The organism is Streptococcus mitis subsp. hohhotensis (genome assembly GCF_020089495.2).
GTDB classification, from domain to species: Bacteria; Bacillota; Bacilli; order Lactobacillales; family Streptococcaceae; genus Streptococcus; species Streptococcus hohhotensis.
The window spans coordinates 103,303-123,588 of the sequence record NZ_JAIRCA020000003.1 but is presented as its reverse complement, the minus strand read 5'-3'; the positions used below and the strand labels follow the sequence as shown (position 1 = coordinate 123,588).

13 protein-coding genes and 4 pseudogenes are annotated in these 20,286 nt (G+C 37.0%); 13 read left to right on the top strand and 4 right to left on the bottom strand.

All coding sequences use genetic code 11. The features are described from left to right. Positions 1 to 548: helix-turn-helix domain-containing protein (locus K4Z77_RS02470; protein ID WP_224218325.1), on the bottom strand; the 548-nt coding region annotated here is incomplete at its 3' end. A 209-nt stretch (positions 549 to 757) separates the two neighbouring features. Here K4Z77_RS02470 and K4Z77_RS02465 point away from each other — a divergent pair. The 10 genes and pseudogenes from K4Z77_RS02465 (at position 758) to ltrA (ending at position 12,492) form a co-directional block, all read left to right on the top strand. Further along, a complete protein-coding gene (locus tag K4Z77_RS02465) occupies positions 758 to 1,603 on the top strand; it encodes a LicD family protein (RefSeq protein ID WP_205380490.1) in 846 nt (281 codons plus the stop codon). Then, the gene (locus K4Z77_RS02460) at positions 1,593 to 2,696 is read left to right on the top strand and encodes a glycosyltransferase (protein ID WP_224218324.1); all 1,104 of its coding nucleotides are present in this window, start codon (positions 1,593 to 1,595) and stop codon (positions 2,694 to 2,696) included. The genes K4Z77_RS02465 and K4Z77_RS02460 overlap by 11 nt, the downstream gene beginning before the upstream one ends. 1 nt (position 2,697) lies before the next feature. Next, complete coding sequence (locus K4Z77_RS02455) at positions 2,698 to 3,684, top strand: glycosyltransferase family 2 protein (RefSeq protein WP_224218323.1); 987 nt, start codon at positions 2,698 to 2,700, stop codon at positions 3,682 to 3,684. A gap of 15 nt (positions 3,685 to 3,699) precedes the next feature. Continuing rightward, on the top strand, positions 3,700 to 5,169 hold the full coding sequence (locus tag K4Z77_RS02450; RefSeq protein WP_224218322.1) for an O-antigen polysaccharide polymerase Wzy family protein: 1,470 nt from the start codon (positions 3,700 to 3,702) through the stop codon (positions 5,167 to 5,169). Beyond that, positions 5,162 to 6,196: a teichoic acid biosynthesis protein TarQ gene (tarQ, locus tag K4Z77_RS02445; RefSeq protein ID WP_224218321.1), complete on the top strand. Its 1,035-nt coding sequence runs from the start codon at positions 5,162 to 5,164 to the stop codon at positions 6,194 to 6,196. Before K4Z77_RS02450 ends, tarQ begins: the two co-directional genes overlap by 8 nt. Positions 6,197 to 6,715: 519 nt before the next feature. Further along, the gene (gene tacF / locus K4Z77_RS02440) at positions 6,716 to 8,203 is read left to right on the top strand and encodes a type IV teichoic acid flippase TacF (RefSeq protein ID WP_224218320.1); all 1,488 of its coding nucleotides are present in this window, start codon (positions 6,716 to 6,718) and stop codon (positions 8,201 to 8,203) included. A gap of 9 nt (positions 8,204 to 8,212) precedes the next feature. Further along, entirely contained in the window at positions 8,213 to 9,016 is an 804-nt protein-coding gene (locus K4Z77_RS02435) for a LicD family protein (RefSeq protein ID WP_224218319.1), read from the top strand. A 1-nt stretch (position 9,017) separates the two neighbouring features. After that, positions 9,018 to 9,833: a LicD family protein gene (locus tag K4Z77_RS02430; protein WP_224218318.1), complete on the top strand. Its 816-nt coding sequence runs from the start codon at positions 9,018 to 9,020 to the stop codon at positions 9,831 to 9,833. Between the two features lie 449 nt (positions 9,834 to 10,282). Next, a pseudogene (locus K4Z77_RS02425) lies at positions 10,283 to 10,432 on the top strand (IS200/IS605 family transposase); the annotation flags it as partial. A gap of 781 nt (positions 10,433 to 11,213) precedes the next feature. Further along, positions 11,214 to 12,492 (top strand): annotated as a pseudogene (gene ltrA / locus K4Z77_RS02420) (group II intron reverse transcriptase/maturase). Between the two features lie 42 nt (positions 12,493 to 12,534). Here the strand turns inward: ltrA and K4Z77_RS02415 are convergent. Beyond that, positions 12,535 to 13,673, bottom strand: a pseudogene (locus K4Z77_RS02415) (ISL3 family transposase); the annotation flags it as partial. Between the two features lie 225 nt (positions 13,674 to 13,898). Between K4Z77_RS02415 and K4Z77_RS02410 the strand changes: the two are divergent. The 3 genes from K4Z77_RS02410 to K4Z77_RS02400 are packed head-to-tail and all read left to right on the top strand — an operon-like array spanning position 13,899 to position 17,293. Continuing rightward, the gene (locus tag K4Z77_RS02410) at positions 13,899 to 15,677 is read left to right on the top strand and encodes a phosphotransferase (protein WP_224218317.1); all 1,779 of its coding nucleotides are present in this window, start codon (positions 13,899 to 13,901) and stop codon (positions 15,675 to 15,677) included. A gap of 1 nt (position 15,678) precedes the next feature. Continuing rightward, positions 15,679 to 15,864 carry a hypothetical protein gene (locus K4Z77_RS02405; RefSeq protein WP_060805305.1) on the top strand — a complete coding sequence of 62 codons (186 nt, stop codon included), beginning with the start codon at positions 15,679 to 15,681 and terminating at the stop codon, positions 15,862 to 15,864. A gap of 1 nt (position 15,865) precedes the next feature. Then, positions 15,866 to 17,293 carry a cytosine permease gene (locus K4Z77_RS02400; protein ID WP_224218316.1) on the top strand — a complete coding sequence of 476 codons (1,428 nt, stop codon included), beginning with the start codon at positions 15,866 to 15,868 and terminating at the stop codon, positions 17,291 to 17,293. Positions 17,294 to 17,425: 132 nt separating this feature from the next. Here the strand turns inward: K4Z77_RS02400 and K4Z77_RS02395 are convergent. Continuing rightward, positions 17,426 to 18,682, bottom strand: a pseudogene (locus K4Z77_RS02395) (ISL3 family transposase). A gap of 114 nt (positions 18,683 to 18,796) precedes the next feature. Beyond that, positions 18,797 to 20,278 (bottom strand): oligosaccharide flippase family protein, encoded by a 1,482-nt coding sequence (locus tag K4Z77_RS02390; protein ID WP_224218315.1) that lies wholly within the window; start codon positions 20,276 to 20,278, stop codon positions 18,797 to 18,799. Positions 20,279 to 20,286 lie beyond the last annotated feature (8 nt).

Genomic DNA, 20,286 nt, shown 5'->3' with positions numbered 1-20,286 from the left:
GCTTCTTTAGGGATGGAAGGTAGCTTACTTTTCCGTCTTTCTTTGAATTTAACGGCTCTGGCTAGGTCAATAGGAGCGATAGATAGGTATCCTTTTCGGATGTGTCGATAGACGGTTGAGGAGCTGACATCAAGGTTGTGAGTTTTGAGGATATGATAGATGTGTTGGCCCTTTTTAACACCATCAGAAATGACTTTGTCCATGTCCCAGAAGGTCTTGGAATTGAGAGGAGTTCCTTCACGAGCTTCGATAAGAGTTTGTTCGTACTGTTTTTGAGCTTGCTTAGCGAGGTAGAAAATCTTCTTATAGCCACAATTTTGTCTTCTTTTAGGGCAGCCGTTACAGACAAAGGGAGCTTTGTCGAGTAGAGGGCAAGGAAGGTTATGGCATGTAGACTCTCGGATTTGTCTGTTTCGTTTGACTTCTTTAGAAACAGTAGTCGGGTCTTTTAGAATGGATTGTCCAATAGCTTTGAAGGTTTCACTGCGCTCTAAGCCTAATTGGATATCATTACGGTCTGAAAGGGTAAGGTGTTTATGTTTTGTCATAGTGAGCCTCATTTCTAACTCAAACGTCTCACACTTAATTCCACCATAAAAATCCGTTTTAGACTAATTTCCACTTTGGTCAGGCAAGTGGAAGTTACTTTGAGAAGTTACCGCTATTTATCTAGCAGTCAGGTTTTGATTTTTTACAGTCTGCAATAGATTTTCATCCCTTATTTGTGGTATAATGAAACGATACGATAGAAAGAAAAATGAACAATATGACTGATTTAAAAGCAATTCAGGCTCGTAGTCTGGAGATGGCTGAATATTTTGTTGCCTTTTGCAAGGAGCATGATTTACTTTGTTATCTCTGTGGAGGGGGTGCTATTGGTGCCCTTCGAAACAAGGGCTTTATTCCTTGGGATGACGACCTAGACTTTTTTATGCCCCGTAAGGACTATGAAAAATTGGCAGAATTATGGCCTCGCTATGCAGATGAGCGTTATTTCTTGTCAAAGAGTCACAAGGATTTTGTCGACCGTAATCTTTTTATTACCATTCGTGACAAGGAAACTACCTGCATTAAACCTTACCAGCAAGATTTGGATTTGCCACATGGTTTGGCTTTGGATGTTTTGCCTTTAGATTATTATCCTAAAAATCCAGCTGAGCGGAAAAAACAGGTTCGTTGGGCACTGATTTATTCTCTTTTTTGTGCTCAAACTATTCCAGAAAAGCATGGCGCACTTATGAAGTGGGGAAGCCGTATTTTACTGGGGTTAACTCCAAAATCTCTCCGTTATCGCATTTGGAAAAAAGCTGAAAAAGAAATGACCAAGTACAGTCTAGCTGAGAGCGATGGAATTACGGAATTATGCTCAGGTCCTGGCTACATGAGAAACAAGTATCCAATAGCATCTTTTGAAGACAATCTTTTCTTACCATTTGAAGGAACAGAGATGCCTATTCCAGTTGGCTACGATGCCTATCTCAGCACTGCTTTTGACGATTATATGACTCCTCCGCCAGCAGACAAGCAGATGCCGCATCATGATGCTGTCATCGCTGATATGGATAAGTCTTATACAGAATACAAGGGAGAATATGGTGGCTAAGAAAAAAATCTTATTTTTTATGTGGTCTTTTTCTCTCGGAGGCGGTGCAGAAAAGATTCTGTCTAGCATTGTTTCAAATCTGGATCCAGAAAAGTATGATATTGATATTCTTGAAATGGAGCACTTTGACAAGGGATACGAATCTGTTCCCAAGCATGTAGGCATTTTAAAATCTCTTCAAGATTATCGCCAAGCTAGATGGTTACGAGCTTTTTTGTGGAGAATGAGAATTTATTTTCCAAGGCTGACTCGTCGCTTGCTTGTAAAAGATGACTATGATGTTGAAGTTTCTTTTACCATTATGAATCCACCACTGTTGTTTTCTAAAAGAAAAGAAGTCAAGAAAATCTCTTGGATTCATGGAAGTATCGAAGAATTTCTTAAGGATAGCTCCAAAAGGGAATCACATAGACGCCAGTTGGATGATGCGGATATCATTGTAGGAATTTCAAAAAAGACCAGTCATTCTATCAAGGAAGTCTATCCAGATTATGCTTCTAAATTACAGACGGTCTACAATGGATATGATTTTAAGACTATTTTAGAAAAATCTCAAGAGAAGATTGATATCGAGATTGCGCCTCAAAGTATCTGTGCTATCGGACGGATTGAGGAAAATAAGGGTTCTGACCGTGTGGTGGAAGTGATACGATTATTACACCAAGAGGGGAAAAACTATCACCTTTACTTTATAGGTGCTGGTGATATGGAAGAGGAACTGAAACAGCGAGTCAAAGAGTATGAGCTTGAGGACCATGTACATTTCCTTGGTTATCAAAAAAATCCTTATCAATATTTGTCTCAGATGAAAGTTCTCTTGTCTATGTCTAAACAAGAAGGTTTTCCTGGTGTTTATGTGGAATCCTTGAGCCTTGGAATCCCTTTTGTCTCTACGGATGTTGGAGGGGCTGAGGAACTATCACAAGAAGGACGATTTGGACAAATCATTGAGAGCAATCAAGAGGCAGCTCAGGCAATTACGAACTACATGACTTCTGCCTCAAACTTTGATGTCGATGAGGCTAGCCAATTCATTCAACAATTCACAATTGCCAAACAAATCGAACAAGTAGAAAAACTATTAGAGGAGTAGCATGGGAACTGCATTAATTAGTGTCATTGTGCCAGTTTATAATGTGGCGCAGTACCTAGAAAAATCGATAGCTTCCATTCAGAAGCAGACCTATCAAAATCTGGAAATTATTCTTGTTGATGATGGTGCAACAGATGAAAGTGGTCGCTTGTGTGATGCAATCGCTGAACAAGATGATAGGGTGTCAGTACTTCATAAAAAGAACGAAGGCTTGTCGCAAGCACGAAATGATGGAATGAAGCAGGCTCACGGAGATTATCTGATTTTTATTGACTCGGATGATTATATCCATCCAGAAATGATTCAGAGTTTATATGAGCAATTAATTCAAGAAGATGCGGATGTTTCGAGCTGTGGTGTCATGAATGTCTATGCTAATGATGAGAGCCCGCAGTCAGCTAATCAGGATGACTATTTTGTCTGTGATTCCCAAATATTTCTAAGGGAATACCTCATAGGTGAAAAAATTCCTGGAACGATTTGCAATAAGCTAATCAAGAAAGAAATTGCAACTGCCCTATCCTTTCCTAAGGGATTAATATACGAAGATGCCTATTATCATTTTGATTTAATCAAGTTGACTAAGAAGTATGTGGTTAATACTAAACCCTATTATTACTATTTCCATAGAGGGGATAGTATTACGACTAAACCCTATGCAGAGAAGGATTTAGCCTATATTGATATCTACCAAAGGTTTTACAATGAAGTTGTGAAAAACTATCCTGACTTGAAAGAGGTTGCTTTTTTCAGATTGGCCTATGCCCATTTCTTTATTCTAGATAAGATGTTACTAGATGATCAGTATAAACAATTTGAAGCCTATTCTCAGATTCATCATTTTTTAAAAGGCCATGCCTTTACTATTGCTAGGAATCCAATTTTCCGTAAGGGGAGAAGAATTAGTGCTTTGGCTCTATTCATAAATATTTCCTTATACCGATTCTTATTACTAAAAAATATTGAAAAATCTAAAAAATTACATTAGAACGGGGGTGAGCAAGTGATTGATGGGAAACGATTGTTATTTGGTTTGACCATAGTCAGCTACGCCTTGACGCTAGTAAGTGGAATTGTGTACCTGTTTAATAATAACAATGTTAGCTTGCTTTCTACTTTATTGTTCTTACTGGTTAGTAGCTTAATTGCTTGTTGGAACGATATCAAGTATTATATCATTCATTTTATTTTCTTTTTAACCATTTTTGTCTTTTTGGTATCAAGGCCAACCATTGATTATTTTAGAGATGGTGCTTTGGATACCTATCATCCCATAGCCTATCGTTTTGCCTTTATAGTTGTCATGGTTTCGATTCTGGGCTTGACGACAGGAGGCATCCTGGCTCGTTATTTTATAGCTAGGAAGCAAATTAAAGTACCCAAGATAGGAAGTTCTCTAAAAGAGGTTTATATCAAGCGGTTGCGCTTTGTATCGCTAGGAGTTTTTCTTCTAACCTATCCTTTCTATTTCATTCGGTTATTTGAACGGCTCCTGTATCGCTTGCAGACTTCCTACTATGCCTACTATGCAAACTTTGAAAGTAAACTGCCTTATTTTACCTATATTTTGTCTACCTTTACGGTCTATGCAATGTGTATGTATCTGGCAACCAAGCCTAAGAAATTGCAGGCTACAGCAGTGCTTGTCTCCTTTATTGCAGCTAATACCATTCATTTGGCAATCGGGACACGAAATCCCTTTATTTTAAGTATTCTATTTGCTTTTGTTTATTACTTTATGCGGGAGCAAACTGAACAGGGAAAATGGATTGGATTTAAAGAAAAGTTAGCGATTTTTGTAGGTTCTCCTATTCTCATGTTGGCGATGGGAGTGCTCAATTATGTACGGGATAATGTCCAAGTTTCCCATACAGGATTTTGGGATATCCTACTTGATTTTATCTATAAACAAGGGACTAGTTTTGGTGTTTTGGCTAGAGGTTTTCTATTTAACAGTAGCCTCCCTTACCGAGATTTACGCAATTTTACTTTTGGTCCTGTTATTGATTATTTTGCAAGGGGAAGTTTGGGGGCTATTTTCGGAGGAAAAGCCTTTGAACATACAACCAATAGTGTGGAACTAGCTATTGATAGTAATAGTTATGCCCATAATCTATCCTATCTTGTCTTGAACAAGGAATACTTGAAAGGACATGGTATCGGAAGTAGCTATATTATGGAGTTGTATACCGACTATGGTATGATAGGAGTCTTTCTACTTAGTCTCTTGCTAGGTATGCTATTTATAGCCATGTTGCAAGTAGCCTACCGATCAAGAACAATCCTATTTGCCTTGTCCCTACTCATATTGAATAATCTATTCTTTATGCCAAGAAGTAGCTTTTCAGAAAGTTTCTTCAATTTATTTACAATGCAATTCTGGGGAATTGTTCTTGTGATAATATTCGTAGCAAAAATGCTTACAAAAGAGAACCAGTATCTACTAAACAAAGGAGAAAAAAATCATGTTTGAACATTATTCAGTAGCTGATTTATTTGCAAATCTTTACAAAAAACGAAAAGCAAATATTCTAGCTCTCATCGCTTTATTTGCTCTCATTGCTGTACCATTTACAATTAAAGCAGTTAAGAATAAAAACACTGTCAAGGACACAACAAGTTATTCAACGTATATCAGCTATAAAATCACACCTCCGGAAGATTCAGCTAAAACGATTTTGAATCATCAAATTGGTGGTTATAGTGATTTCTACGGAAAATTGATTGATGGGAATTTGAATGGAGCTTATCTTTTCAATGATGTAGAGCCGAGTGAGTTGAAAAAAATTGCTAGTGAATTGGATACTACAGAGACAACTTTGAAAAATTCTACAAGTGACTATTGGTGGAAAAAATTGACTGTCTACTATATGATTGACGATGCAGGGGTTGGTGTGAAAATTTTGACACCAAGTAAAGACGCCAATGATTTGTTAGAGAAAAAGATTGATGCATTGGTTGATAAGTTTAAAAATACCTATGCAAACGTGAAAATTGAAAAATTGGAAACCATCAACTCTAAAGAATTGAACGCAAACGGTGAGACAGCGCTTGGATTAAACGTCAAGAATCTGATTCTTCGTTTAGCTGTTATTGGAGTAGTTTGTGTGATTTTGGTTGTGATGGGAAATGTATTGATTTATCTCTTTAATCCAACAATCAATAGAGCAGGTGATTTTTCTCAGTATCAAATTGATTTTGTAACAGAGATTACAACAATTGCTAATCTAGCAGATATTCTATCATACAAAAATGCTGGACAAGAATTGACTATTGTTAGCTCAAATAAAGCTATTCTAGATAAATTAAAACAAAATCAAGAGACTTTGAAAGGAATGCATTTTGTAGATTTACAAGATGTACCATCTCTTTTAGAAAGAGATACAGTCCTTCTTGTTGAAGAATACGGAGTGACTCGTTATAAGAAATTTGAACAAAGTCTTCAAATTCTTCGAAACTTAAATCGTTCTATCCTCGGTGTAGCAACCTTTAAATTATAAGCATCCTGATACATTGTGTCTTTAAAGTTGGCGAAGAGTCGATTTTGAGGCTCTATAATATTTGTAGTGGGTACCCTCCCTATAATATTATGGAGTCTATTTTGTTGTCTTGTTAGAAGATGGTAGTCACGGAGAGTCCTCTAGTAAAGAATATCAACAAATCCGTTAGATTCTCAATTCAAAGATTACTTAAAAGTTAATTGAAAAGACTTCTATGAAAGATATAAATCATAAACTTTCAATCTTATTATAATTATCGTACTGTAACTAAATAATTAAGACTTAATAATTTTTGTATTTTCAATCCCAATTGGAGTTTTTGCTTTTTAAACGATATATTTGTCCTTGGTTAAAGTTCAATAAATTTTATTTGAAATCCTCAAAAAATTAGTTTTTAATCTTAAGTTTTTGAGGATTTGAGTTCCTAAAAATTTTTTAAAATAATTAAAGACTAGTTGTTGAAAACAAAAGAGTTATTTTAACTAACTTTATGATATAATGAAAAACGAGGTAAATTGAATGAAAAGTATAAAATTAAATGCTCTATCTTACATGGGAATTCGTGTCTTGAATATTATTTTTCCCATCTTAACTGGTACCTACGTCGCGCGTCTCTTGGACCGAACTGACTATGGTTACTTCAACTCAGTTGACACTATTTTGTCATTTTTCTTGCCCTTTGCGACTTATGGGGTCTATAACTACGGTTTACGGGCCATCAGTAATGTCAAGGATAACAAAAAAGATCTGAATAGAACCTTCTCTAGTCTTTTTTATTTGTGCATAGCTTGTACAATTTTGACTACTGCTGTCTATATCCTAGCTTATCCTCTCTTCTTTACTGATAATCCAATCGTCAAAAAAGTCTACCTTGTTATGGGGATTCAGCTCATTGCCCAGATTTTTTCAATCGAGTGGGTCAATGAAGCTCTGGAAAATTACAGTTTTCTCTTTTACAAGACTGCCTTCATCCGTATCCTGATGCTGGTCTCTATTTTCCTGTTTGTCAAAAATGAACACGATATTGTTGTCTATACACTTGTGATGAGTTTATCGACACTGATTAACTATCTGATTAGTTATTTTTGGATTAAAAGAGACATTAAGCTTGTTAAGATTCACATAAGTGATTTTAAACCGCTCTTTCTCCCTCTAACAGCCATGTTAGTCTTTGCAAATGCCAATATGCTCTTCACTTTTTTGGATCGTCTCTTCCTCGTTAAAACAGGGATTGATGTCAACGTTAGTTACTATACCATGGCTCAACGAATTGTGACCGTTATAGCTGGGGTTGTAACAGGAGCTATCGGAGTGAGTGTGCCTCGTCTCAGTTACTATTTGGGTAAAGGAGACAAAGAAGCCTATGTTTCTCTGGTTAACAGAGGAAGTCGAATCTTTAACTTCTTTATCATTCCACTCAGTTTCGGACTCATGGTTTTAGGACCAAATGCTATCCTACTTTATGGTAGTGAAAAATATATCGGAGGCGGTATCTTAACCTCTCTCTTCGCTTTTCGTACGATCATCCTGGCACTTGATACCATTCTTGGTTCCCAAATTCTCTTTACAAATGGCTATGAAAAACGAATCACAGTCTACACAGTCTTTGCAGGATTGCTCAATTTGGGCTTAAATAGTCTCCTCTTTTTCAACCATATCGTGGCTCCTGAATACTACTTACTGACAACTATGCTATCAGAGGCCTCTCTGCTTGTTTTCTATATCATTTTCATCCATAGAAAACAGCTCATCCACTTAGGACATATCTTTAGCTATACTGTTCGATACTCGCTCTTTTCACTTTCCTTTGTAGGAATTTATTTCCTGATTAATTTCTTGTATCCTGTGGATATGGTCATTAATTTGCCATTTTTGATTAATACTGGTTTGATTGTCTTGCTATCAGCCATCTCTTATATTGGTCTACTTGTCTTCACCAAAGATAGCATTTTCTATGAATTTTTAAACCATGTCCTAGCCTTAAAAAATAAATTCAAAAGATCATAGGAGTTTAGAATGAAACAACTAACCATTGAAGATGCCAAACAGATTGAATTAGAAATTTTGGATTATATTGATACTCTCTGTAAAAAGCACAATATCAACTATATTATTAACTACGGTACTCTGATTGGGGCAGTTCGACATCAGGGCTTTATTCCTTGGGACGACGATATTGATCTGTCCATGCCTCGAGAAGACTACCAACGATTTATAAACATTTTTCAAAAGGAAAAAAGTAAATACAAACTTTTATCCTTAGAAACAGATAAGAACTACTTTAACAACTTTATCAAAATAACAGATAGTACAACTAAAATTATTGATACTCGGAATACAAAAACCTATGAGTCTGGTGTTTTTATCGATATTTTCCCTATGGATCGCTTTGATGATCCTAAGGTCATTGATATTTGTTATAAGCTGGAAAGCTTCAAACTTCTGTCTTTCAGCAAACATAAAAATATTGTCTATAAAGATAGCCTTTTAAAAGATTGGATACGAACAGCCTTTTGGTTGCTCCTTCGACCTGTTTCTCCTCGTTATTTTGCAAATAAAATCGAGAAAGAAATTCAAAAATATAGTCGTGATAATGGGCAGTATATGGCTTTTATCCCTTCTAAATCTAAGGAAAAGGAAGTCTTCCCAAGTGGTACCTTTGATAAAACAATCGATCTCCCATTTGAGAATTTAAGCCTTCCAGCACCTGAAAAATTTGATACTATTTTGACACAATTTTATGGAGATTATATGACCCTACCACCAGAAGAAAAACGCTTCTACAGTCATGAATTTCACGCTTATAAATTGGAGGATTAGGATGCAATATTTAGAAAAAGAAGAAATTAAAGAAATTCAACTAGCCCTGCTAGACTATATTGATGAGACTTGTAAGAAACATGATATTCCTTATTTTCTAAGTTATGGAACTATGCTTGGAGCTATCCGCCACGAAGGTATGATTCCCTGGGACGATGATATTGATATTTCCCTTTATCGTGAAGATTATGAGCGCTTATTGAAGATTATTGAGGAAGAAAATCACCCTCGCTACAAGGTTCTTTCCTACGATACCTCTTCTTGGTACTTCCATAATTTCGCATCGATTTTGGACACTTCTACTGTTATCGAAGACCATGTTAAGTACAAGCGCCATGACACCAGTCTCTTTATCGATGTCTTCCCAATTGATCGCTTTACAGATTTGAGCATTGTCGACAAGAGCTATAAGTATGTGGCTCTTCGTCAACTGGCTTATATCAAAAAATCACGCGCAGTTCACGGTGACAGCAAACTAAAAGATTTTCTTAGATTATGTAGCTGGTACGCTCTCAGATTTGTCAATCCGAGATACTTCTATAAGAAAATAGATAAGTTAGTTAAGAATAGTGTTGTAGAACAGCCGAAATATGAGGGAATGGTTGGAGTTGATAAAGAGGGAATGAAGGGTGTTTTCCAAATAAATACTTTCAAAGAGTTAATCTTAACAGAGTTTGAGGGAAGAATGTTACCAATTCCTAAAAATTATGATGTCTTTTTAACCCAGATGTATGGCGATTACATGACTTTTCCTTCAAAAAAAATGCAGGAGTGGTATAGTCATAGTATAAAAGCTTTTCGCAAGGTGGAGAAGTAATTCTGTTTTATGAGAGAACAAATCTTGTGAGTGTCTATTGAGGAGATTAGGACATTGATATTCTTATACAAGCTTGGACACAAAAAGGAGTTCTAGTTTACTAAGACCAATTTTTTATACATCAGCAGAAAATATTGCAAATTGTAGTCTGTAGAGATGGTGAAGGAAAGTGTGATATACATGAGGAACATAATAATAAGAAATTTAATATTATTTAGTTTTCTTGTATGTCCTTTAAATATGGCTGCCAAATTATCCGCATCCACTTTATTAATGTAAAATCTAAGTCAGGGAGTTATACTATTCTTTTAGAAAGCTAAGGGTACTTTGTTTTAATTATGTGACTATTGATCCTTCTCGCTCCGTTAGGTGCGCGTCGAAGGTTATAGCCTAAAAACTTCAAATGGGATACAATAAAGTTGTTTCTGTAAATCGAAAAGTGAAAAAATATGGTACAAAAGTCTCATAGTTTATCGTACACAAAGTGGCGCTGTAAGTATCACATCTTATATAGACGAAAAGTAGTCTATAATCAATATCGAAGTAGTTTAAGCGAAGTATTTCATCGCTTGTGTAGTTATAAGGAAGTTGAAATTATCAGTTAGATTATGTACATATGTCAACTCTTTGTAAACTGTAGTGGATTTAAGAAAAGCTAAGATCGAGAAAGGACACATTTTGTCCTTTCTTTTTTAAGTACGACGGGCATGTCGTGCATCTGAGGTGTAAGTCCTCCGTGGGCACTCGCTACTGGTGAACCCAATAGCGATTCCCAAGCCTGACTATCGTGAGGTAGCGGATTAAAACGGTCTGGGGATAGAACGTTTTAAGTCTGACGCTAGAAATAAGAATCGTCAGAGGAAGGGATAGCGACATCGTGGCTCTACGAACAGGAACGTGATAGTAAGGCGTATATAGTGGATAAGGGGGCTTAAAACTCTAAAGTACAAAAAGGTAGTCGTAATCTATATGCGTAAATCACGAGAGTAATTGAATTCGGACTAAGGTTTGTGTGAAAAAGATAAATCTTCCTAGAGTCTAAAGACTCTGCGTCAGATTTCCTATTTTCACTGTAACCTTTTAACGTCCTCGTATCTTGTATAAACGAGGAAAGATGTACGACTTATCCCGTGAGGTCTCATGAGCGCTGAAAGCGTAGTAACAACGAATTATGAGAAGTCAGCCGAGCCCATAGTAGTGAGGAAGCTTCTGTAATGGAAGTGGAGCGAAGGGGTGACCAACTAATCGAAGTAATCCTACTTCACTTGTGTCTGTAAAACGAGCAGTTTTATAGAACTGGACTCTGTCACGTATTGACTGGGTGAAGGTTCACCAATATAAGATGTCCCTCAGGCATCAAAACAAGAAAGGAATACGCACATGTCAAAATTGCTAGATAAGATTTTATCACGCGAAAATATGCTGGAAGCCCACAATCAAGTAAAATCCAATAAGGGTTCAGCTGGGATTGATAGAATTACTATCGAAGAGATGGATGACTATCTCAGACACAACTGGCGCCTGACTAAGGAACTGATAAAACAGAGAAAATATAAGCCTCAACCAGTTCTTAGAGTTGAGATTCCCAAACCAAACGAAGGCATCCGTCAACTAGGAATTCCAACAGTTATGGATAGAATGATTCAACAGGTCATTGTCCAAGTCATTAGCCCCATTTGTGACCCCCCATTTCTCAGATACGAGTTATGGCTTCAGACCAAATAGGTCATGTGAAAAATCTATCATGAAGCTCTTAGAGTACTTAAATGACGGCTATGAGTGGATAGTGGATATAGACCTAGAGAAATTTTTCGATACGGTTCCTCAAGATAGATTGATGTCCTTAGTACATAATATTATCGAAGACGGAGATACGGAATCCTTGATTCGTAAGTATCTTCATTCAGGTGTTATCATTAACGGTCAGCGTCATAAAACGCTAGTTGGTACACCACAGGGAGGAAATTTATCTCCTCTCTTATCCAATGTCATGCTTAATGAATTGGACAAGGAATTAGAAAAGAGGGGACTTCGATTTGTGCGCTACGCAGATGATTGTGTAATTACGGTCGGAAGCGAGGCAGCCGCTAAGCGTGTGATATATTCAGTCAGTCGTTTTATTGAGAAACGGCTAGGTTTGAAAGTAAACATGACCAAGACTAAGATTACCAGACCAAGCGAGTTGAAATACTTAGGCTTTGGGTTCTGGAAATCATCATCTGGTTGGAAAAGCCACCCCCATCAAGATAGTGTTCGGAGATTTAAGCTTAAATTGAAGAAACTAACACAGAGGAAATGGAGTATAGACTTAACAAGACGTATTGAGCAACTGAATTTGTCCATTCGAGGATGGATAAACTATTTCTCATTGGGAAATATGAAAAGTATAGTCACCAGCATAGATGAGCGCTTACGTACTCGCCTACGAGTGATTATCTGGAAGCAATGGAAGAAGAAATCTAGACGACTATGGGGATTGCTTAAGTTAGGGGTTCCTAAATGGATAGCAGATAAGGTATCTGGCTGGGGCGACCACTATCAATTAGTAGCTCAGAAATCGGTACTTAAACGTGCGATATCAAAACCAGTCCTTAAAAAACGTGGACTGGTTTCGTGTTTGGATTATTACCTTGAACGACATGCGTTAAAATTTAGTTGAACCGCCGTATGCCGAACGGCACGTACGGTGGTGTGAGAGGAGCTAGAGATTATCTCCTACTCGATTGTTGAGAGCGATAAAAATCCGTTTTTTGAAGTTTTCAAAGTTCCGAAATCCAAATGCATTTCGTTTGATAAGCTTGATGAGATTATTGGTCGCTTCTAATTTGGCGTTGGAATAGGGTAATTGAAGGGCATTGACGATTTTCTCTTTGTTCTTTAGAAAGATTTTAAAGACAGTTTGACAAAGAGGATGAACTTTCTTTAGATTGTCCTCGATAAGTCCGAAAAATTTGTCTGGCTTCTTATTCTGAAAGTGAAAAAGCAAGAGCTGATAGACATTGTAGTGGTGTCTCAAGTCTTCTGAATAGCTCAAAAGCTTATCTAGAATCTCTTTGTTGGTTAGATGCATACGAAAAGTAGGGCGATAAAATCGCTTATCGCTCAGTTTACGACTATCCTGTTGTATAAGCTTACAGTAACGTTTGATAGCTTTGTATTTATGGGATTTTCGCTCGAATTGGTTCATGATTTGCACACGGACACGACTCATAGCACGGCTGAGATGTTGTACAATATGAAAACGATCTAGAACGATTTTAGTACATGGAAAAAAGCAGTTTAGCCAAGTCATAGTAAGGACTAAACATATCCATAGTAATGATTTTCACCTGACAACAAACGGCTCTATCGTAGCGCAGAAAATGATTACTTATGATAGCTTGTGTTCCACTTTCAAGAACAGTGATGATATTGAGATTGTCAAAACCTTACGCAATGAAACTCATATTTCCCTTAGTGAAGGCATACTCGTCCCAAGACATAATCTCAGGAAGACGAGAAAAATCATGATTAAAGTGAAAGTCATTGAGTTTTCGAATGACAGTTGAAGTTGAAATGGACAGCTGATGTGCAATATCAGTCATAGAAGTCTTTTCAATCAACTTTTGCTCAATTTTTATTGATGAGAGAAGTTTTGGAGAGGGTCATTTTCGAGCAATGATAGCACTTGAAACAGCTTTTCTAAGAAGGGGTTCTATTGGGGATACCAATTGTTTCAAGGTAAGGAATTTTAGACAATTTTTGAAACTCATATTTCTTAATTTGGCTAGCGCAATTAGGACGAGATAGAGCATCATTATCCAGTTTAGCGATGATTTCCTTGTGGGTATCCCTGTTAATTTAATTGTTCCATACGATTCTTTCTAATGATGGTTTGGTCATTTTTCATTCTAGATATTACGGAACTTTTTCTACAACAAATAGGCTTCATAATATCTATAGGGAATTTACCCACTGCAAATATTATAGTTCCCTATTTTCTTAATATAGAATCTAACTTGACAAAAACAAATGTTCATTGTATAATCGAATGGATAGAAATATTGAACGAAAGAGGTTAAGGATATGCTATCAGAAAAACAATTTAAACTTTTACGTTTTTTGTTGATTCACAAAGACGAAAACTTTACGCAGAGACAATTGGCTGAACAGCTAGATTTATCTTTAGGAACAGTCAATGCATTGGTTGGAAAACTTAAAGAAGAGAAGTGGATTGATGAGGAACATCACTTAAATGAACTAGGCAAGAACGTTTTAGAACCCTATCGAGTAGAAAATGCTATTATAATGGCTGCTGGAATGAGTAGTCGTTTTGCTCCTTTGTCTTATGAAATTCCCAAAGGATTGCTTCAAGTCAAGGGGGAACGCTTGATAGAGAGGCAAATCAGACAACTGCAAGAAGCAGGAATAGAAGATATAACCGTTATTGTAGGTTATCTACAAGAAAAAATGTTCTATCTGGAAGAAAAGTTTGGCGTTAAAATCGTTGTGAATAATGATTACTACAAATACAATAACTGTTCTTCTCTCATGCTAGTCAGAGATCAACTTTCCAACACTTATATCTGCTCTTCGGATAATTATTTTGTAGAAAATCCGTTTGAACGATACATTTACAGAGGTTATTATTCGACTATATTTGCAGAAGGGGACACAGACGAATACTGCTCTAAGGAAGATTCCAATCACACGATTATCGATATTCAAATCGGTGGGACGAATACTTGGGCTATGGTGGGGCACGTTTATTTTGATCGTGCATTTAGTGAAAAATTCGTAGATATTTTGGAAACTGAATTTAAACATGAGCCGTATCGCGAACAGCTCTGGGAAGATTATTATAGTCGTCACGTCAAAGAACTTCCTTTGGAAGCTCGGCATTATTCAGCAGACATTGTTAAGGAGTTTGATTCACTAGATGAGTTGCGTCAGTTTGATGAACACTATTTGGTGAATACTAATTCGGAAATCATTGATAACATCTGTAAGACATTAGGATGTATAGCTTCAGATATTGTCAATATTAAACCCCTAAAAGACGGTTTAACCAACACTTCGTTTTCATTTGACTGTCTAGGAAAGAAATATGTTTACCGTCATCCAGGTAGAGGAACGGAGAATTATATCGATCGTGCTAGCGAGGCAGCTTCCATGGAAATTGCTACAAAATTGAAGATTGACCGTACTTTTGTTGCTATGAACAAGGATGAGGGCTGGAAAATTTCAGAATTTATTCCTAACGCCAAGCAACTAGATTATGATAATTGGGATGATGTAGCAAAAGCAATGGAGCTCTTGAGACGCTTGCACCAATCTGGAGAAAAAACGGATCATTCTTTTGATCAATTTGAGGGAATTGATGATTTTAGACAAAAATTAAAAGCCAGCAATCGTTTTGAATTTGATGGGCTTGAAGAGTTGGATAAGAATGTCTCAGTTCTCGAGAAGCTTTTACAAGAAGATCAAGCGAAAAAGGTTCTCTGCCATGGAGATTCTTATAGCCCAAATTTCTTGTTGAATGAAGATGGCGAAATGAGCTTGATTGATTGGGAATATTCTGGTATGGGAGATCCAGCGGGAGATTTAGGGACCTTTATTGGATGTTCAAATTATACAGTGGAAGAAGCTGAAAAGGTACTTGAAATCTATCTACAAGAAGTTCCAGACAAGAAAACCAAACGTCACTATTTTGCCTATGTATCAGTGACTTCATATTATTGGTTCTTGTGGGCCCTGTTCCAAGAAAGCGTTGGAAAACCAGTAGGTGAATTTCTTTATATCTGGTATCGTTATACCAAGCAGTATGGAAAACTTGCATTAGATTTATACTTAGAGGATAATTAAGATGAAACCGACATCAGAAATTGAAGAATTAATAGCAAATGAAACGAAAAGAAGGCTAGAAGAAATGGAATCACCAAACTATGTGTTTGCCCAGCCATTTCTAAAAAGTGATTTTACTATAGTCATCGTCTTAGTTCTAATTAACCTTATTCTGATTATCCTAGCCATGACAGGAGGTATTCAATAAAATGTCCAAGATGAATGACTTCATTCAACAGGAGACCATAACGGGAATCGTTCCCATGACCAACAAGGATCGTCAGTATTCTTTCTGGGATCTCTTCCTATCGACAAGTGGTTTTGCCATCGCAACCTGGTGTTATACCCAAGGAGCCTATGTGGCTCAATATTTGACCTTTAATCAAATGTTGATTAATATTTTTAGTTTTAACATTATCTGGGTCTTTATTGAATGTCTCCCAATCTTGTTTGCAGTTAAATATGGAATTGATTTATGGATTTGGTTGAGAGCCGTTCTAGGTAAAAAAGGGGTGGCCATTCTATCAACCGTGATTAGTCTGGCGAATTTTGGTTGGTACGCCGTTACCGCTAATCTTTTTGCCAGCTCCATGATTCATTTGGCAAATAATTTTGGGCTTGGTTTAGACAAGGGAGTATGGGCACCGATTCTAGGCACCCTCTGTGTTCTCCTTGGAACGCTGATTGCTCTTGGGGGCCCAGATGTGATTAAAGGTACTAATCGCTTTCTGGTGGTTGCCTTGTTATTTGTTGGGCTAATCATCGTTGGAATCTGTTTTGTTGCGGTTCCGATTAGGGATATTATGAATGTCCAACCTGCCATCCAAGAAAATTTGACACCGATTGAACGTTTTATGATGTCAGGGGAAGGAAATGTGGCCGTAGCCTTTTCTTGGTCTACACAAGCCTTTGTCTTACCACGTTTGGCAAAATCAGAACGCAGTGGCTATTGGGCTACAGCCTTGTCATATGGGGTTGTTGCTCCATTCTTTGCTGCGACAGGTGGAGTTATGGCTCTAGCCATGTTTGTCAAAACAGGTGTTTATGAAAGTGATCCAACAACCATGCTATCAACTCTAAGCACACCTGCCTTTGCCCTTTTAAGTTTACTACTAGTAGCCTTTGCCAATATTGGAACCCAAGGGACAGGATCATACGTGAACTGTATGATTGTAAAAAGCGGGATGCCCAAAGTAAGCTATAAACTAATGGTTTGGATTGCCATGGTATACGTGAGCCTACTTACAATTTGGGGAGGAGTGGAAGAGTACTTCGGTTCCTTCATCTCACTAGCCGCTTATATTCAAGGACCCATTATCGGAATGATCGTTGTCGACTACTTTATCTTGAGAAAACGAAAAGTCGATTTGCGTTCAGCCTATTTCCTTGAGGGACATAAAGCTTATGAGTTTACAAATGGCTTTAATCTGGTAGGATTATCTTGTGTAATCATTTCCTTGTTAGTTGCGGTACTATTTGTTTATAACCCTGTAACAAAGCACATCCAGAGTCCTATGTTCCTGCTCACAACTGGTAGTGGCTTCACTGCAATTTTTGGAGGTCTATTGTACTGGTTAGCTAGCTTAACTCGTTTAAAACGCTATATGCTCAAGGATAAAGATTCTGTTACGATTTAAGTTTAAGAGAGAACGTTGTGTACTACCCCAAAAAGTTGGAAAAATAATTATTGAAAGGATTTAGTTCTATATTGCACAGGACTAAGTCCTTTTAGTTTGGCTCTTTGTCAACTGTAGTGGGTTGAAGAAAAGCTAATATCTAGAAAGGACAAATTTCGTCCTTTCTTTTTTGATATTTAGGGCGATAAAAATCCGTTTTTTGAAGTTTTCAAAATTCCGAAATCCAAAGGCATTGCGCTTGATAAGTTTGATGAGATTATTGGTGGCTTCCAGTTTGGCGTTGGAATAGAGTAGTTGAAGGGCGTTGGCAATCTTCTCTTTATCCTTGAGGAAGGTTTTAAAGACAGTCTGAAAAAGAGGATGAACCAGCTTAAGATTGTCCTCAATAAGTCCGAAAAATTTGTCTGCCTCCTTGTTCTAAAAGTGAAAAAGCAAGAGTTGATAGAGATGGTAGTGGTGTTTCAAGTCCTCTGAATAGCTCAAAAGCTTGTCTAAAATCTCTTTATTCGTCAAGTGCATGCGAAAAGTAGGGCGCTAAAAACGTTTATCGCTGAGTTTACGACTATCCTGTTGAATGAGCTTCCAGTAACGCTTGATAGCCTTGTATTCATGGGATTTTCGATGAAACTGATTCATGATTTGGACACGCACACGACTCATAGCACGGCTCATATGTTGGACAATATGGAAACGATCCAACACGATTTTAGCGTTTGGAAAAAGCTGTTTAGCCAAGGTATAGTAAGGGCTAAACATATCCATAGTAATGATTTTCACTCGACATCGGACGACTCTATCGTAACGAAGAAAGTGATTTCGAATAATAGCTTGTGTTCTTCCCTCAAGAACAATGATGATATTGAGATTGTCAAAATCTTGCGCAATGAAACTCATCTTTCCCTTTGTAAAGGCGTACTCGTCCCAGGACATAATCTCAGGGAGGTAAGAAAAATCAGACTTAAAACGGAAGTCATTGAGCTTGCGGATGACAGTTGAAGTTGAGATGGAAAGCTGATGGGCAATATCGGTCATAGAAGTCTTTTCAATTAGCTTCTGGGCAATCTTTTGGTTGATGATACGAGGAATTTGATGATTTTTCTTTACTAGAGGAGTCTCAGCGACCGCCATTTTTAAGCACTGATAGCACTTAAAACGACGCTTTCTAAGGAGAATTCTAGTAGCCATACCAGTTGTTTCAAGGTAAGGAATTTTAGACGGTTTTTGAAAGTCATATTTCTTCATTTGACTTCTGCAATTAGGGCGAGATGGGGCGTCGTAGTCCAGTTTAGCGATAATTTCTTTGTGGTTATCCCTATTGATGATATCTATAATTTGGATATTTGGGTCTTTAATGTCTAGTAATTTTATGATAAAATGTAATTGTTCCATATGAATCTTTCTAATGAGTTGTTTTGTCGCTTTTCATTATAGGTCATATGGGACTTTTTTTCTACAACAAAATAGGCTCCATAAGATCCATAGGGGATTTACCCACTACGAATATTATAGAGACATTTTTATATTAGTAAGTACAAGATTGAGTGCATAGTGGAATGTTTTATCTTTTGTGATAAAAAGTATCAAGAGATAGTAGATTCCACAAGTTGCAATAGTCGAGAGAACCATGAGGATTATATTGAGGTTGACTGTATAAGAGTTGATTTGGAAAAGGAATTTAAATGTGAAATAGATGGGAATGAATCCGAGCGATACAATAGTATAGCGTGTTAAAGTAGTAAAGATTTCTTTTAAGTCAAGTAGATGATGTTTCTTGATAAAGTAAATTTCTAGTAGAACAACTACGGTTTCTGCAATAATAGTAGTAGCAATGTAATACTCTGGTGCAAAAATATTATTGAAATACAAGAGACTGTTGAGTAGGATATTGGCACCGCCACCAATAAAGTAAAAGGCTGTTAAACGATTTTCGTGGTCGTTGATGAAGATAATTTGTTTACCAAGGATTAACTCAATGGCCCAAATGATAGTCCGAAAAGCGAAGACACTAGTCACAATACCAGCTTCAAGGTATTTTTCAGAAGAGTAGATGACAGTTGCGTAGTTCCCTAATACCATAATCCCAATACTGGTTTGAATGATGAGGAAGTAAAAGAGGGCAGCGCCTTGATTTAGAAGATTCTTATAGGACTCGTAGTCTTTCTTACCGAGATAGTAGCCGAGACGTGGAATACTGACATTGATAGCTCCACTCAGGACACTGGCAATCAACATGACGATGCTGGAAGCAATGGTGTAATAAGAAATATAGTTTTCATCAGGCCCTTTGGTGATAAACATTCTATCAAGCAATGTGTAGAGCATATTGGCATTAGCTAGAAGCAACATGGTCAAGAGCGGTTTAGATGCTTTGACTAATTCGACAAGACCAATCTTAACAAAGGAAACTTCTCGCTTAATCCAGAGAAAGCTGAGTAGATAGTTGAGAATCGTCGTTGCACTCATAATGATTGCATAAGGTACGATATCATTTGGAGTTTTTACAAAGGTGAAGATAGCGACCAACATGGCAATACGAATAACCAAGGTTTTGTATAAGATAAATGCATAATTTTCATAAGCTTCGTTCATCCACTCGATATAAAGGAATTGGAAGAGAGCCTGGACACCAAGTATGTAGTAGAGTTCTTTCAAATTTTCAATACTATTATCTAGGTAAATAAACAAAAAATAGATACTTGTTGTAAGGACAGAAGTAATTACAGATATATAGAATAACTTGGAGAAGACATAATTAATCTTATCTTTATCGTCCTTAACCTTACTGATAGCTCGAATCCCGTAGTTATAGATTCCAAAGGCTGCTAGTGGAATGACAAAGCTAGCCCAGGTATTGGCGGTATTAAAATAACCGTAGTTGGATTTGCTGAGAATCCGTGTCAGATAAGGATTGGTTATCAGAGGAAAAACGATATTGAGAACATTGACTAGTAAGCTAGCCAGTGCATTAACTTTTATATTTTTCATTGTACTTT